The sequence below is a fragment of the Enhygromyxa salina genome, from assembly GCF_000737335.2.
Classification (GTDB): Bacteria; Myxococcota_A; Polyangia; order Nannocystales; family Nannocystaceae; genus Plesiocystis; species Plesiocystis salina_C.
Genome location: NZ_JMCC02000099.1, coordinates 1 through 16,274 on the forward strand (window position 1 = coordinate 1; position 16,274 = coordinate 16,274).

The 16,274-nt window shown below is 68.4% G+C and carries 7 protein-coding genes and 1 pseudogene; 4 read left to right on the plus strand and 4 right to left on the minus strand.

Annotated features, from left to right (window positions below; genetic code table 11):
* A pseudogene (locus tag DB30_RS30930) lies at nt 1–1,314 on the plus strand (hypothetical protein); the annotation flags it as partial.
* A 55-nt stretch (nt 1,315–1,369) separates the two neighbouring features.
* Nucleotides 1,370–2,317, plus strand: a complete 948-nt coding sequence (locus tag DB30_RS30935) for a M14 family metallopeptidase (protein WP_052555795.1) — start codon at nt 1,370–1,372, stop codon at nt 2,315–2,317.
* A 28-nt stretch (nt 2,318–2,345) separates the two neighbouring features.
* On the opposite strand, the gene DB30_RS30940 is transcribed toward DB30_RS30935, so the two are convergent.
* Nucleotides 2,346–4,115: a serine/threonine protein kinase gene (locus tag DB30_RS30940; protein WP_052555797.1), complete on the minus strand. Its 1,770-nt coding sequence runs from the start codon at nt 4,113–4,115 to the stop codon at nt 2,346–2,348.
* Between the two features lie 272 nt (nt 4,116–4,387).
* Nucleotides 4,388–6,307, minus strand: coding sequence for a serine/threonine-protein kinase (locus DB30_RS30945; protein WP_052555799.1), 1,920 nt, complete (start codon nt 6,305–6,307; stop codon nt 4,388–4,390).
* Between the two features lie 229 nt (nt 6,308–6,536).
* On the opposite strand from DB30_RS30945, the gene hutH reads away from it, so the two are divergent.
* Nucleotides 6,537–8,078 (plus strand): histidine ammonia-lyase, encoded by a 1,542-nt coding sequence (hutH, locus tag DB30_RS30950; RefSeq protein WP_052555801.1) that lies wholly within the window; start codon nt 6,537–6,539, stop codon nt 8,076–8,078.
* Nucleotides 8,079–8,262: 184 nt separating this feature from the next.
* Here the strand turns inward: hutH and DB30_RS30955 are convergent, their stop codons facing one another.
* On the minus strand, nt 8,263–9,849 hold the full coding sequence (locus DB30_RS30955; protein ID WP_052555804.1) for a glycosyltransferase family 39 protein: 1,587 nt from the start codon (nt 9,847–9,849) through the stop codon (nt 8,263–8,265).
* A gap of 358 nt (nt 9,850–10,207) precedes the next feature.
* Nucleotides 10,208–13,546, minus strand: a complete 3,339-nt coding sequence (locus DB30_RS30960) for a hypothetical protein (protein WP_146661367.1) — start codon at nt 13,544–13,546, stop codon at nt 10,208–10,210.
* Between the two features lie 346 nt (nt 13,547–13,892).
* Between DB30_RS30960 and DB30_RS30965 the strand changes: the two genes are divergently transcribed.
* Nucleotides 13,893–16,256 (plus strand): OmpA family protein, encoded by a 2,364-nt coding sequence (locus DB30_RS30965; protein ID WP_146661369.1) that lies wholly within the window; start codon nt 13,893–13,895, stop codon nt 16,254–16,256.
* Nucleotides 16,257–16,274 lie beyond the last annotated feature (18 nt).

A 16,274-nucleotide genomic window follows, 5' to 3' on the forward strand; every position in this document is an offset into this window, starting at 1 on the left:
TGCGGCGCTGCGCAGCGCGACGGGGCATCCCGCCGACGTCGGCGACGCCATCGCGGCGGCGACGACACCCCGAGCAGCGAGGAGCAGACGCCCGAGCCGCAGCGCGTGTCGCAAGACGAGATCGTCATCGACATCGACATCGACGAGCTGAGCGCCGTGCGAACCGAGTTCGGCGAGATCGACGAGCTCGACGAGCTGACCCTCAAAGGCCGACGCCGCGCGGTCCTCGATGACCTGACCGACGAGGTCGAGGTCGAGGATCTGACCGAGCGAGACGCCGAGGATCTGACCGAGCAAGACGACGACGACGACGATGACGACGCCGCCGAGCTCGATCCGTCTGGCGAAGAGCCACTCGCTGCCGATCCAGATCCGAGCTCGGCCGCTCAGGACGACGCGCCCGAGCCCGCGTCGGCGAGCGCCGACGAGGTGACCGCCACCGCTGCTTCCGCCGAAGACCAGCCGCAGGTGGACGCAGACAACGACAGCGACAGCGACAGCTCGGGGGAATCCGAGGGCGACAAGAAAAAGCGCAGGCGCAGGCGCAGGCGCAAGAAGGCCCCGGTCGCGCCGCCAGAGCTGACCTGTCCGCCGCACAAGGATTTCTGGGAGATCTGGGCGGGCAAGTTCTCGGCCGCCGACTTCGCCCGGGAAGAGGACAGCAAGGACGCAGAGACCGACACCGACGACGACATCCAGGTCGAGACGGTTCGGCCTGCGGCGCCGTTCGCCGAGCCCGAGGTCGACGACTCGTCGGTCCCCGTGATCCAAGACGCGCCCGGGGACGATGCGCTCGTGCGGGTTGGCCTCAACATCGGCCGCAAGCACGGGCACAAGGCTGCCCATGTCCGCGCGCTGCTCCGGCGCGTGACCGGGCTCCACGGCAAGGCGGTCAAGGATCTGACCGTCCGCGATCAGAACAGCTTGTTCCGCATGGACGGGCAGCACTTCGAGACCGTGGTCGCGCGGCTCGACGGCAGCGTGGTCGACTCCATCGCGTTGACCCTCGTCAAGATGACGGAGCTCGACGCGGACGCGACCCCGCTGCGGCTGCCCGACGAGCAAGCGGCGACCATGGTCGCCGCGAGCACCCTCGCCGACGCGCTCGACTCGAGCGCCGCCGAGCCGCCCGAGCCCGCGCCCGAGCAGGCCGTCGCCCCAGCTGAACCCACGAACTCAGGGGACGCTGGGGAGACCGTGAGCGCCGACGACGCCGTCGACCGACAGCCCGAAGCGAGCGTCACCGACGTCACCGACGTCACCGACGTCACAGAGGCGCCCGAGCCGATCGCCGCTGGCCCCGAAGAAGGCTGACGCCATCGCTTGGCGGGGCCCTCGGCTGAGGGCCTCGCCGCCCACGAGTCACGCGATGATCCCCTACCCCTCGCCCGAGCAGCGCGAGCTCGAGCTCGTCGAGCTCGTTGCGAGGGCCAGCGCGACGATCCCCGGCACAGAGTTGATCGAGTACGGCCGCAGCGTCGAGCAGCGGCCGCTCCACGTCGTTCGCGTCCCGTCACCCGCGAGCACGGCGTCGAGCGTGGCCCCGCGCGTGCTGGTCTGCGCCAACACCCACGGACCCGAGTTCATCGGCAACCGCGTGTGCGTGGGCATGCTCGCCAAGCTGATCGACGACCCTCCCCCACCGCTGCGCCAGCTCCACGAGCGCGCCGAGCTGTGGCTCGCGCCGTGCCTCAACCCCGACGGCTACGCCCGCACCCACGCACGCGACGGCGCCGGCACGCTCGCGCAGCTGCGTCACAACCATCGTGGCGTGGATCTCAATCGCAACTGGCCACTGCCAACCGGAGCTCGACGGCTTCCGCTACCGGGCGCCGGAAGCCCAACCCCAGGCGACGCGACCTACCGCGGCCCCTCGCCCCTGAGCGAGCCCGAGACGGCTGCGCTGGACCAGCTGCTCACGACCCAAAAATTTCACGCCAGCGCCAACCTGCACAGCTTCATGGGCACCATGTTTCCGCCGCGCGTCCGCACCCGCGCGGCGGCAATGGCCTACGCGCGCCTGTGCGCTGCGCTTCGCCAGGCTCAGCCCCACACCCGCTACCTGCGGATCGCCAGCCGCGTGTTCGACACCTTCACGGGCGAGCAAGAAGACCACCAGCACCACGCCCACGGCTGCTGGTCGATCTGCGTCGAGTGCTTCTCCGTGCGAGCCAGCCTGGCCCAGAGCTTCGGACGGCGGGTGCCCTTGTTCTGGCGGTTCAACCCCCGCGATCCACAGCCGTGGGTCGACAACGACGTCCCCGGCGTCGCGGCCTTCCTGCTCGCCACACTCGATCTCCCGCCAGCGCACCCATGACCCCCACAGGCGGCTGTGGGGGTCAAATTCAGCCTCCGCGAGAGCCGAAGGGATCCTTGAGATCCGGCGACACGCGACGCGGCGGCTTCTTCGTCTTCGCGTCTTCCTTCGGCGTGGGCGTGGGATCTGGCGCGGGGTCGGCCTTCTTCTTGTTCGTGACCGTCTTCTTGGGCGCGGCCTTTTGAATCGGCTGCATCACGTACTCGAACTTCTTGTCCGAGTCCGGGACAATCTCGATCGTCTGCGGCTCGAAGCCGGCGGCCCTGAGCGTGAGCGGCAGCCGCTCGGTGGACTTCTCGACGCTCACGCCCTCGGGGGTGTTGGTCTTGCCGTAGCTGCCGTTGTCGCGGGGATCGAGGATCGAGGCGATCACGGGGTTGCCCTCCGCGTCGGTCGTTGTGATCCGGTAGGTGACGGTCTCGGTCCCGTCCGCGATCTCCTTGACCTTCTCGGGCTCTTCGACAACAGGCGGCGTGACCGGCTGCTCGACCACGTCTGGCTCGGGGGCCTTGGCCACGGCGGCGGGCTCTTCTTTGGCGTCGGCTGTCTTGTCGCCGCCGTCACCACCGAAGGCGATGAACGCCCCGACGCCCGCAGCGACCAGCGCGAGGCCGCCGACCAGCCCGAAGATCAGGCCTTTCTTGGACCCACCCTGCTCCTCGTCGGTCGCCGAGACTGGCGGGACCGTGCCCGGCATGACCGTGCGGCTGCCGGTGAACGCCATCTCACCGGTCGAGGGGCGGGCGATGTTCTCGTTGACGAACGCGACCGCAGCCGCGCCGCTGCCCACCGCCTCGATCGCGGCGGCCATCTCTCGCATGTCGGCGAACCGTAGCTCGCGATCTTTTTGCATGGCCTTGAGGATGATCGCCTCGACCTCGGCCGGGATCTCGGCCTCGGGGACCAAGGCCGAGGGCGCCTCGGGGATCTCGAACATGTGCTTGGTCAGGATCCCCATGAAGGTGTCCGCGGTGAACGGAACCCGACCGGTGAGCAGCTCGTAGAGGATGACGCCGAGCGCGTAGACGTCGACGCGATGATCGGGCTTGGCGCCCTGCGCCTGCTCGGGCGACATGTACTCGGGCGTGCCGAAGATCATGCCCGTGCGCGTGAGCCCCTTGCCCTCGCCCTCTTCCTCCGAGGTGACCTTGGCGATGCCAAAGTCGAGCACCTTGATGAAGTCCTCGTTCTTGCCCCGCGTGATGCGGTAGCAATTCTCGGGCTTCATGTCGCGGTGGATGATGCCCGCGTCGTGAGCGGCCGCGAGCGCGCGACAGACCTGCAACATGATGTGTTTGACCCGCGCCCAAGGCAGCCGCCCGTGGTTCTTGACGGTGTCCGAGAGGTCCTCGCCGTTGAGGAACTCCATGATGAAAAACACGGAGCCATCGGGCGTGTCACCAAAGTCGGTGATCTCCACGACGTTCTCTTGGCTGATCATCGAGGCCGCGCGGGCCTCCTGCAGGAACCGCTCGCGCAGATCCTCTTTGTGGGCGTACTCGTGGCTGAGAACCTTGACGGCGAACTTCTTGCCGATCTGCGCGTGCTCGCCCAGGTAGACGGTGCCCATGCCGCCTTCGCCGAGCTTCTTGATGACGCGGTAGCGACCCAGCAAGACCGTCCCGATCAAGTCGTGGACGTTTTGGCTCTGCGAAGGCGTGGGGGCGACGATCTCGGGTACGGCCTCTCCCATCGAGATCATGGTGCCGCCGCTGCCGAGGTCTTCTGCCGCTTGGGGTGCTGCCGCTTGGGGGGCCGCCGGTGGTGGGGCTGCCGACAGCACGGTCGACTTGGGCATTGGCGGAGGTGCGCCCGCTACCATCGTCCCCTTTCCACCGATCCCGGGCGAGGGCGCTGGCGGTGGTTTGGCGCTGGCGATCATCGTGCCTCCGCCTGCGGGTACGTGGAGGTTCGGGTTCGCTTTCGGTTCAGCCATGAGTCGCTCGTCAGTTCAGAGGCCGGCTCAGCCTACCGTATTTTCTGCAAGCCGGCTGTTGGGCACGTCTAGTTTCGTGGGCATCGCGGGGCACCGCAACCGGAGATCGACCTCGAGCATCCTGGAGTGAGGGGTCACCGGCTCGTGTGCTCGGACCCGCGCGTGCGGCCTTCGACTGGCGGACCTGCGTGGGTATTCGCCGGGTTGCTCGTGGGATCTGGGCCAACGCGCCCAGCGCGAGCGAGCGCCCGACTGCTCTCATACGAGCGCAGGCCGTGTATGGATCCCGTCACACCAGACCCCCGCGCCTCTCGCCGCTGAAGCCAGCGCATGAAGCCGATTGTGACCAGCGCGGCGAAGATCGCCGCGCCCAATGCGACCATGACCAGCGGCAAATGACGGCTCTGCAGACCCCGACGTGACGGCTTGCCCAGCGGCTGCGTCGACTCGGGCGTGGGCGTGCGCGACACCGCAGTGGCGGGAGCCGGACGCGGGGGCGCGACCCTGGACGGAACACCGTCACGAATGATGATGCTGGGCCGCTTGCGGGGATCTTTCGTCTCTGCAGCGTCCTCGATCTTGCCCGGCTTTGCCGAAAAGCTGCCCGTCGCCGGTCCGTCGAGTTCGGTGTCATGGGCGCGCGCGACCGACCCCGATCCGATCATGATCGTTGCCCGCCGAACGATGTCCTGCTCGGACACGGCGGGCGCTGGCGCCTGGGGTTGGGCCCAACCGGCCTGCGCCGCGTGACCCGGCTGATCCGTGGCGGGCTCGAGATCGTTGGCCGCCGCGGTCTGGATCAAGTGCGCCGCTTCGAGCGCCGAGCTGGGTCGCTCGTCCCGGTTCTTTGCCAGCAATTTGGCGACGGCGGCCTCCAAGCTGGGGAAGTCCGCGAACCGAGGGTCGACCTCGCGCAGCCGGGGCGCGTGCTCGAACACCTGCTTGCTCATGGTCCCGCCCGGCGAGTCCGCGCTCAGCGGGACCCGCCCGGTCAGCGCCTCGAACAGCACGATCCCCAGCGCGTAGAGATCTGACCGTGCGTCGAGGTCATCGCCGCGGGCTTGCTCGGGCGACATGTACTCGGGCGTGCCGACGATCGAGCCGACAGCCGTCAACCGGACCTTGCGACGGACGACCTGCGCGATGCCGAAGTCGAGCAGCTTGACCTGCTCGGCGGCCTCTTGGCTGGGCGCGACCAAGAACACGTTGTCCGGCTTGAGGTCGCGGTGGATCACCCCGGCCCGATGCGCGGCGGCCAAGCCCCGCGCCATGTCACAGGCGATCCCGATCGCCCGCGCAGGAGCGACTGGCCCGCTCTGGGCGATCTCGCGGGCCAGGCTGCGCCCGTCGAGGAACTCCATCACACAGTAAGGGCTGCCGCCTGGGGTCGTGCCGTAGTCGATGATGTCGACCACGTTCGTGTGCTTGACGCTCGACGCGATCCGAGCCTCTTGGGCGAAGCGCTTGGCGACCTCGGGCTTTTGCGAGTAGCGGCGACGCAGCACCTTGATCGCCAGGTTGCGCCCGATCAGCAGGTGCACGGCCTTGTAGACCAAGCCCATGCCGCCCGCGCCGATCTGATGTTCGATCCGGTAGCGATCGCCAAGCACGACGCCGAGCAGGTGCTCTTCGTCGCCCGAACCGAGGCCCGGTGGCACCGGCCAGCCCTCTGTTGCCACGGCGGCGGAGCCATCTTGGGAAGCCTGCCAACCCGAGCTGCTGATCTGCGCGCTGAGCTGCACGACGCCCCCCGAAGACGGCTCGGGCGACGGAACCGCGGCGAGAGTTGCGACCGCACGCGGGCCCGACGAACCGCTGGCCGGCGCGGACGCAACACGCAGCGGCCCAGAGCCGATTCGGATCGGACCCGACCCAGCTCGGATCGGACCCGAGCCCACGCGGATCGGCCCCGACCCGGCCCGATCCGAGGCTGGCTGAACCCGATCGTCTTGGTCGTGATCAGCCGGAACCCAACGCAGCACCGAGCCGGACGCGGACGCGCCTGCCGTCGGGCCACCGGGGCTCGTGAGCTCGCCGAGCGGTGAGCCGTCCATCGGACAGAAGCTGGGCTCCCCGTCGTAGCGAGCCCCGCAATGCGGGCATACTCGCATTCTCGACTAGCGTAGACGTCCGGGTTGCGGCGGTCAACGCGGACTGCGACCCGGATCGCGGTTTGTATTTGGGCCGCCCGCCGCCGGACCACGTGAGCTCACTTGGTCCCGGCTCGGCTCGGAAACGACCGTCCACGTGGGCGGCACGTGGGCGGCCGTGATATCGGACTCCATGCCCGCCCAAACGGTGATCGTCGGACGCCAGATCGACATCGAAGAAGTTCGTCGAGTCGCGCGACGAGGCGCGGCCGCGACCCTCCACGAGGAGGCCGAGTCGAACCTGCTGCGCACCCGCGCCCTGCTCGAGCGCGCGCTCGCCGAGGGCGCGACGATCTACGGCGTCAACACTGGCTTTGGGGCGCTGTCGGGCGTCAAGGTCCCACCCGCTCGGCTGCAGGATCTTCAGCGGAACCTGCTGCGCAGCCACGCAGTTGGCGTGGGTGAGCCGCTGGGCGCAGACGTGGTCCGAGCGCTGCTCATGCTGCGCGCCCACACCCTGGCGCTGGGTGCTTCGGGGGTGCGACCCCTCGTTCCTCAGCGCCTGCTCGAGCTCCTGCGCGCCGGCGTCGTGCCTGTGGTCCCCTGCCAAGGTAGCGTCGGCGCCAGCGGTGATCTCGCTCCGCTCGCCCACCTCGCGCTGCCGCTCATCGGTGAAGGTGAAGCGTGGCTCGAGGGCCAGCGGATGTCGGGCGCCGAAGCGCTGCGCAAGTGTGGGATCGAGCCGCTCGACCTGGCCGCCAAAGAGGGTCTGTCGCTCATCAACGGCACCCAGGTCACGACCGCGATCACGGCGCTGGCGCTGGCCGACGCCCGCGAGCTCGTCGAGGCCGCGGACATCATCGGCGCCGCCAGCCTCGACGCGCTGCTTGGCACGACCGCGTGCCTCGACGCCCGGATCCACGCAGGCAAGCCCCACCCCGGCCAGATCCACAGCGCCGAGCTGATCACCCGGCTGCTCGCCGGCTCGCCGCTCAACCAGTCCCACGCCGACTGTGGGCGAGTGCAGGACGCGTACTCGATGCGCTGCATGCCGCAGGTCCATGGGTCGGTTCGGGCCGCGATCGAGTACGCCGCGACGGCCGTCGGCATCGAGCTCAACAGCTTCACGGACAACCCGCTGGTGCTGCTGCGTGATCCCAACGATCACGCCGCCGGCTTCGATGTCCTCAGCGGCGGCAACTTCCACGCCTGCAGCGTCGCGCTGCCGGCCGATCACATGACCGCTGCGCTCACCACCCTCGCAACGATCAGCGAGCGACGCATCGATCGACTGTGCACGGCCGCCCACTCCCGCGGGCTCCCAGCGTTCTTGACCAACGACCCCGGGGTCGAGAGCGGCTTCATGATGGCGCAGGTCACCGCCGCCGCGCTGGCCAGCGAGTGCAAGTCGATGTCGTTCCCGGCCAGCACCGACACGATCCCGACCTCCGCGGGGAAGGAAGACCACGTCAGCATGGGCCCGATCGCCGCGCGCAAGCTCGCCGCCGTGGTTCGCAACCTCGCCCGGGTCTTGGCGATCGAAGCCGCGGCCACGGCCCGAGCGCTGGATCTGCGCGAGCACCCCAGCAGCCCAGCGTTGATGCGCGTACACGCGGCGATCCGCGAGCACATGGCCCCGTTCACCGGGGACCGAAGCATGACCGCCGAGCTCGAGTCGCTCGCGGACGCGATCATCGACGGCCAGCTGCGCAAAGCGTCAGAGGCAACAGCCTGAGCGACCAGAGTCCAAAGGTCGGAGTTTGGGTCCGGGCGTATAGCCTCCCGCCGAAGCCACCAAGCCCCTTCTAGGGGGCCACACATGCCCCTGCGAACAGCCAACCCCGAGGAGCGAAGCGACCAGACGCGAAGCGGCTGCAGTCGGCGAAGTCTAAGGTCTCTGTGGGGGTCTCTAGAGGTCTCTAGAGGTTCCTGCGCTTCCACAGCTGGACCCGACCGATCCGCACCCGCCGGTCGCGGCGGTAGTGCGCGTCCAAGAACGCGTGAAGCTGCTTGAACTCGCGGTGCGGAACGGTGGACCCCAGCACCACGTAGGCCGGGCGCGAGGCCTCCAGATCCGCGATGAGTTGCCTTGAGTACTCGGACTCGACAAACCGCAGCGGGCTCGCCGGCCGTCGCCAGGTGTCGTCGTTGGGTTGGCTCAGGATCCCCAGGGACTTGTAGATTCGGCTGCCCGACATGCGCCCGGTCAGCGGGTACACGTCCCACAGGTGCCAGCCCCACATCCAGATCCGGTCGTCGGGTTCGGTGTGGTCGAGCAGGTGCTTGGCGATCCGGCGGCCGCCCAGATCGTGGGGCTGGGCGCGATCATGACGAACGTGATCCAGCATCAGCAGCGCGCGAACCACCAACACCGAGCACAGCGCCAAGGCCAGCGAGCGCGGGACCCAGTGGGCGGTGCAGCGGCGCCCCAGCAGCCCGCAGGGCGCCGCGGCGAGCACACACATCGGCGCGGCCACGGCCAGGAAGTAGCCCTTGTAGAACCGAAACCCGAGGCTCGCGGCGACGAGCATGGCGAGCAACCAAGCGCACACGAAGCCGAGCTCGCGCAGGCGCTGATCCGACTGCGCGCTCACGCCAGCGCGCCAGTTGGCCACGCGCTCGGCCACCCCGCGAACGCACGAGAACGCGGCGAGCACCAACGCCAGCCCCACGAAGTGAGCCAGAGCCAACGCGCCTTCCCAGGCTGACGCCGCCAGCCCAGCCTCGCGCGCGCCCAAGTAGCGAAGCCCCCAGCGGCTCACGAAGTAGCCTTCGAACAGCGCCCTGAATTCACCCGCCGCCACGTACTGCGCGACGATCGGCAGGTGTGCGAGGCCGAACCCGAGCAGCACCCAGGCCGGATCACCCGCGCGCTCGAGCACCCTCGCCCACCCGTCGCCGCGGCTCACCTTGGCCCGCGCCAAAGACTCGCCGCCATCGCCAACGAAGGCCATGATCAGCAGCGGCACCAACACGATCCCGTCGGGTCGTTTGCACAGCGCAGCGAAGCCCGCGAGCGCGCCCGCCAGCATCCACGCGCTGGGTCGCCAGCGCTCCGATCGGACCCGCAGCGCCTCGATCCCCGCCCAAAAACTAGCGATCTGCGGCAGGTTCGCCCAGGTCACATAGTTGGCGTCCATCGAGTCGAGGTGCGCGTCGTGGAGCGCGTACAGCCCCGCGCCCATGACCGCACCGAGTCGCCCCCAAAGTCGCCAAGCGAGCCCGGCCACGCAGGCCAGCGCCAACAGAGCCCACAAATTCGCGGCAACCTGAAAACGCGAGATATCCCGCGCCTCAGGCCCCGCGAACCACTTGGCCAGATAAAAGCTCCCCGGCGCCTTGAGCTCCAAAGTGTCGACATACGGCAAGCCCCCATGCTCGAGGACCATCGCGTTGTAGAGGATCCCCGCGACATCGTGCGAAGCGAACCCACCCTGGCTAAACCCCGGCTCCCGCACCCACGCCGACCCCACCAAAACGACGATCAGCCCCACAACCGTCAGCACCGTCGCCGCGACCCCCCATCGCCCCCCCCTCTGCCCAGCTCCCGTCACCTACACACCCTCTCCAAACCGGCTGCAGTCAAAGAGCGAAGCCCCATGTGGGGGACTAAAGCGGATGCCCGCCGAAGCCACCCGAGCCCCCTTTTAGGGGCCCAGCCAGCCCCGAGGAGCGACCGCGAGCCGACGACAGTTGGCGAAGCACAAGAGCCCACGAGAGTGTCCAACAAGGATGCCCGCCGAAGCCACCCGAGCCCCCTTTTAGGGGGCCACACATGCGGATGCGAACAGCCAGCCCCGAGGAGCGAAGCGACCAGACGCGAAGCGGCTGCAGTCGGCGAAGGGCGAAGGTGCATGTGGGGGTCTAAAATGGATGGCTGAACGTGACGTTGATGTTGAATGGCGGCAGCAGTCGATCCACGTCGTCGATACCCTGCACCTCCGCGATGTAGTCGGGCAAGGTCTCGCCAAGACAGGTCCGCCCCCCCCGCCGGCCAAGCGGGACCGCAGCGTCAACCCGCAGCAGCTGCGGCGCGACGCCAAGCCAGGTAAAGCGCGCCGCCAGACCGTACCCAACCTGCCCGTACCAGCTGTTGGACCCAAACCACCCGCTGTAATCGTCACACCCCGACAGCGTCGTGACCCCGCCGAACAGCGCGCCGCTGATCGTGCGCACGAAGATCAAGTTGAACAGGGGGATCCGCAGATCATCCAAGATCACGTGGCGGTACTCGACCAGCGAGCGCGCGACCCCGCGACCGTACAGCTCGTTGGAGGTGAAGCCGACCAAGGCGCCCAGTCCGCCGCCGCGGTTGAGGCTGCGAAACTCGAGCTTCGAGGCGAGCGGCGCGACCACGCTGGCCTCGACCAGGGTCGCCAGCACGTGGTGGTGGGCGAGCGGCCACATCTGGGCCCAGCCGGCGTCGAAGTTGAGCGAGAAGCGGTGATCGGTGGCGCCGTCGAGCCGCACGGTCTGCGAGCCCGCGACGCTGCCGTACACGATGTGTCCGCGCTCGGGCCAGCCGCCGTATTTGTAGGTGCTGTGGCTCAGGCTCAAGCGCTCGACCAAGCGCATGCCGCCCGCCTGATCGAGCCCGCCGGTGTTGAGCCACGCGATCGAGTTGGTGTTGCTCAGGCGCAGCCTTCGCTGCTGGCGATTGCGCTTGGCCCCAAAGTAAAAATTGAAGCGCGTGCGACCGCCAAGGTTGGCCTCACTGTTGGTGTAGGCGTAGAACTCTGCCGTCCGGCGAAGGTCCCGCCGCAAGCTGGCCTCGAACGCCAGCGCCGCCGAGATCGCGTTGAACCGGGCCTGGGTCGTGCTGGCGGTCGCCAGCTCGGAGGCCGCGACCGAGAACCCAAACCCACGGTAGACGAACCGGGTCTTGGCGGGCGCGCGGTTGTTGAACAGCGGATCGCTGCTGTCGCCCCGCGCGCTGCGGATCACGCTGCCGGAGATCCGCGAGGTCTCGACCAAGCGCGCGCGTGGATCCAGGCGCACCGACGCGAGCCGGCGCTCGGTGTCCAGCGTGAACACGTGCTGGGCCGCGCTGGGTTGGTCGAGCAAGTCGGCGCCGGGCAGCGCCTCACCGTTCCAGGCCAGGTAGTGATCCTGCCCGCCTCGCTCGTTCACGTAGACTTGGATCGGCTCGATCAGCGGGCGATCGCTGTCGCGCGAGATCGTGATCTCGTGATGCCAGCGACCGTCGTCACCCTTGCGCGAGCGGACGTCCGTGATCGCGTAGTCGACCTCGGGATAGGGCCCAAGCCACTGGTCGAAGAACCAACCCAGCTCGCGGCCCCAAGCCTGCTCGGCGACGACCCGCGGATCGCTGTCGGGGTTCTGGCCCAGCTCCGCGTAGAACCCTGCGAGCTGCGGATCATCGAGGAGGTCCGACAGCTTCTCGTGGATCCGCCGCCCGCTCGGCAGCTCGTTGGCGAAGAACAGCGGGTGATGCCGGACCGGCCACTGATCTTCGCTGCCGCGAAAGTACGCGGACGAGAACGAGGCTTGCCCCGAGTACAAGAAGCTGTCGATCGCCGGCACGAAGGTCCACGCGGCGAGCAGATCGACAGCGTACTCGTCACGCAGATCCCGGGCCCGCTGCCACAGCTGGGCGAGCACGACCCCGAACGAGCCCGAGAGCCACAGATCCGTCGAGCTGTCGTGACGCCCCGAAAAATGTGCGTAGGCCAGCAGATCGCAGATCGAGCGGGCGACTTGGATGTCGTGAAATTTTGCCAGGCGCTTGGTCGCGAACAGCTCGAGGTACTGATCGCTGACCATGACCGCGGTCGGGTGGAACATCGACACGTCGCTGCGCAGCGGGCCTTGGACCACGGTCAGCTCGGCGTCCGGCGGCGGCTCGATGCTGACGACCGACGCGATGTCGATCGCGGCGGTGGCGATCGACAGGACGTGGCCCGCGACGTCGTGCAGCGGGTGCAGCAGGTTCTCTTGCGGGTACTGATCACCGGGCCGAACGTCGATGTGCAGGACCCGGACGCGCACGCCTCGATGCCAGATCTGGGTGTGGTGCCAGCGCGGCCCCCAGAACACCGAGGGATACGCGATCACGGCGCGCGGATCGATCGCTTCGCGGGTGATCACGAGCTCCTGCCCGTCGAGCGCCTTGGCCTGTTCGGTGGTCGGCTCGGTGCCCGGCGCCCAGCTTGGGACCGCCCCAAATCGAGCGTGATCGACCACCCACTCGACCGGCGTGATCACCCGCCCGTCGGCTGGCAACCACACGCCGCCGCGGGCCGGCTCGCTCGGCAGCGGTGCGATCGCGCCAGACAGGCTGCACCGGCGCCACACACATCCCAGCGGCCAATAGCGATGCGGGACCTCGACGCGGTAGGCGATCGTGACCTCGGTGACTCCCGCCGGCAGCTCGATCTCGATGTCACGCCGCGCCCCCACCCGCTTGGGCGTCAGCTCCTGACCACCCGCGTACACGCTGGCCACGATCGTGCGCGCGCGCTCGGACGGACCCGCGACGTAGGTCGACAGCGCGATCTCGTCGAGCTCGCGCGGCTCGTCGCGCAACAGCTCGGCGTAGTCGAGCAGGACCAAGCGCTGCTGGGCACGGGCAGGATGGGTGAGTTCGTAGCTCGCCCGCCCCTCGACTTCTGAACGGCGGCGGGCGACCCGATCACCCTCGCGCGGGTGATCGCCGCCGCGCCACACGGTCAGCTCGACGCGAACACGAGCGACCGTTGCTTCTGCGTTGGAGGGGGTTGCGACCGGGGCCTCGCCGCGCTCGTCCTCGCTCGGCTCGGGAGCTGGCTGGCGAGCCTCACTCTCGGCAGCGCTATCGACAACGCTCTCTCCAGCGCCGCTGGCTGGCGTCGCGTCGACCTCTGGGGCCGCGACTGGCCCCTCGACTGGGCCCTCGACTGGGCCCTCGACCGAGCCCGTTGGGGGGGCTGCGACCGCGTGCGACCCCGCCCCCGCGAGCGACTCGAGCAGCGGCGCGACGACGCCAAGCACGATCATCGCGACCGCGAATCCGAGCACCACGATCATGCGACGCAAGATCGGACGCGAGGTCGCGAGAGGATCGAGGGAAGCCACGATCGAACTCGGGCCGGGGATGCGTCGCTGCGGTCGCACGTCGAGGTGTCGCCGTAGCTTAACGCCAGCGCTGGTCCACGTCGCCCCCGCCGTGTGCGCGAGCGCGAGGGTCTGGTGTCGCGGTTCCATGACCATGTCCGCGGATTCCTTCAAGGGAAATCGCCCTCCCCTTCAGATCCTCGAATTCTCGCTCCTGTCGCCTCTTTGAGGGCTTCCGCCAAACCTCGGGCGTGCACCTTCGTGCTGGTCATCGCCCGAACTTCAGCGCCGCGACCAGGCGATCCGAAGGCCGATCGGAGGCCGATCGCGGTCTCCTGTGCACCTGGCCAGTCGAGCACCCGGGCTCACCAACGACGGGGGCCCGAGTACCCGCGAGCTCCGACCGCCGCCTCGCTCGCCGCTTGGCTCGTCAGCGATCCACTCCAGGAGCGAGACCGCGTTTGACACCTGCACGCTGACGTACGACGCTATTTACATGCGCCGTCTGTCCATTCATCTGCTCGCGTCGGGCCTTGCTGCGAGCACCCTGTTGTTGCTCCCCGGTCTCGCGTTCGCGGGTCCACCTTCGCTGCCCGAAGGCGGCGACGCCGAAGAAGCGACCGACCCCGAAGCGGCGACCGACGGCGGAGAAGAGATGTTGACCGCCGACGGCCAGCCGATGCCAACCGACACCGTGCCGGCTGGCCCGGGTGAAGACGTCGTCGATGATGGGACAGAGGCCGAGGCCAGCGGTGAGCTCGGCGGCGCGTTCGATCCAGAGGCCGACAGCTCGCTCGACTCGTCGTTCAGCGGCGGCTCCGAGACAGCGGGCTCGGCCGACGCTGGCGGCACCGACACGTCAATGGGCACGCTTGGCTACGAGGGCGAGTCCGGCCCCGGCATCGTCGCCGGTCGTCACGAGCCGGTCATGAACTCGCTGCGCGGCCCGGTCGGTCTGTTCTACACGTCGCTGGCCGACGTTGGAGGCAAGTACACGTTCCGCTTCCAGCTCCACAGCGACTTCTTCGTCAAGAACAACTTCTTTTGCTGTGAAGGTACATCAGACGGCGATCGCCACGCCCGACTCCGCGGCGCCGTCAACCTTGGCTTCACCTTCACAGAGTGGACCGAGGTCTACTTCAACATCAACAGCTCGGCGAACCGCAACACCCGTGATCAGGGCGCTCGCCAAGATCCGCCGTCCGTGTTCGCGCTGGGCGACATGAACTTCGGCGTGAAGGGTGCCTATAAATTCCTCAACGGCGGCGTCGGCCTTGGCGGGCAGCTTGGGCTTGGTTTGATCTCGGGCAGCGAGCGGCTGCGGACCTCGCGAGTGAACTTCGACTTCGCCGTGATCCTTGGCGCCGACCTTCGCTACCTGACCAAAAAAGAGATCCCCATGCGGATCACCGGCAACGTCGGCTGGACCCTCGACAACTCGCGCAAGTTGGTCGACTGGGCCTCGGTCGACGACCTGCTCTCGCGCGAGGTCTTGCGCTTCTCCTCGGGCGTCAACCACAGCCGCGTCACCACCAAGATCGCCGTCGACTTCCCGATCCGCTTGGGCAAGAACAAGCAGTACGGCCTCGACCCGGTCATCGAATACAACTGGGACATCGCCACCTACCAAGAGCAGGCCTTCGTCGAGCTGACCGAGCAGTTCGGCGGCTCCCCGCTCAAGCGCTCGCAGGCGTGGATGACCTTGGGCCTGCGCGCCAACGTCTACGACGGCCTGTTCCTCAGCGCCGCCGTCGACGTCGGCACGACCTCGCCCAGCTACGAGTTTGGCCCGCCGGTCCCGCCCTACCAGGTCATCCTCGGCCTCGGTTGGAGCTTCGATCCCAAGCCGCGGATCAAGCAAGTCCCGGTCCCCATGGACAACGGCAGCCCGCAGCCAGTCCTAGAAGGTCGGATCCTCGGCCGCGTCGCCGACCTCGAGGGCAACCCGATCGCCGACGCCAAGATCAGCTTCCCGGGCCTCGCGTCCAACGTGATCCTGACCGACGCCGCCGGCATGTTCACCAGCTTCCGGTTCCCGGAAGGCCCGGTCTCGATCAGCGTCGAGCTACCTGACGGCACCTTCATCGAGCAGATGGCCGACGTCCGCGTCGGCGAAGACGCCCAGGTCGACATCATCGCCGACGTCGCCGCCGACACCGGCGAGGACCCGGTGTTCGACGGCACCTTCCTCGGCAAGGACGGCGTCGGACTCCCGGTCTCCGTCGCGCTCGACGGCATGGGCATTCAAGAGTCCTTCGACTCCGACGGAACCGGCCGCATTGCGATCGCGCTCCCGCTTGGCGAGTACAAGGCCACGATCTCCGCCCCCGGCTACGACCCCAAGACCGTCTCGTTCACGATGACCGAAGACGGCGCGATCGTCAGCGAGACCCTGACCGCAAACGGCTCAGCCGGTGGTGATGGTGGCGGCGCCGCCGCGATCATCGAGACCCCCCTGATCTCCGGCAACAAGTACCGACTCCGCGTCAAGCGGGGCCCCCACTACAGCGGCGACGACGTCGACACCGATCGCAGCGCCGAGTCCCTCGATCAGCTCGCCTCATTCCTCGCCCAGCACCCCGAGTACGGCAAGATCGAGGTCCGCGTCCACACCGACGACCGCGGCAACCCCCGCAAGCGCAGCCAAGCCCGCGCCGACGCCGTCGTCGCCTACCTCGTCGGCAAGGGCGTCGTAGCCAGCCGCCTAGAAGCCAAAGGCTGGGGCGACAAAGACCCCGTCGCCGTCAACATCACCTCCGACGGCCGCGCCAAGAACAACCGCACCGAGTTCAAGGTCCGCGACTACGACGAGTCCAAAGCCGTCGCCGCCTCCAGCAGCAGCGACGACAGCGACGACTAACCCCGCCGCCCCACCGCA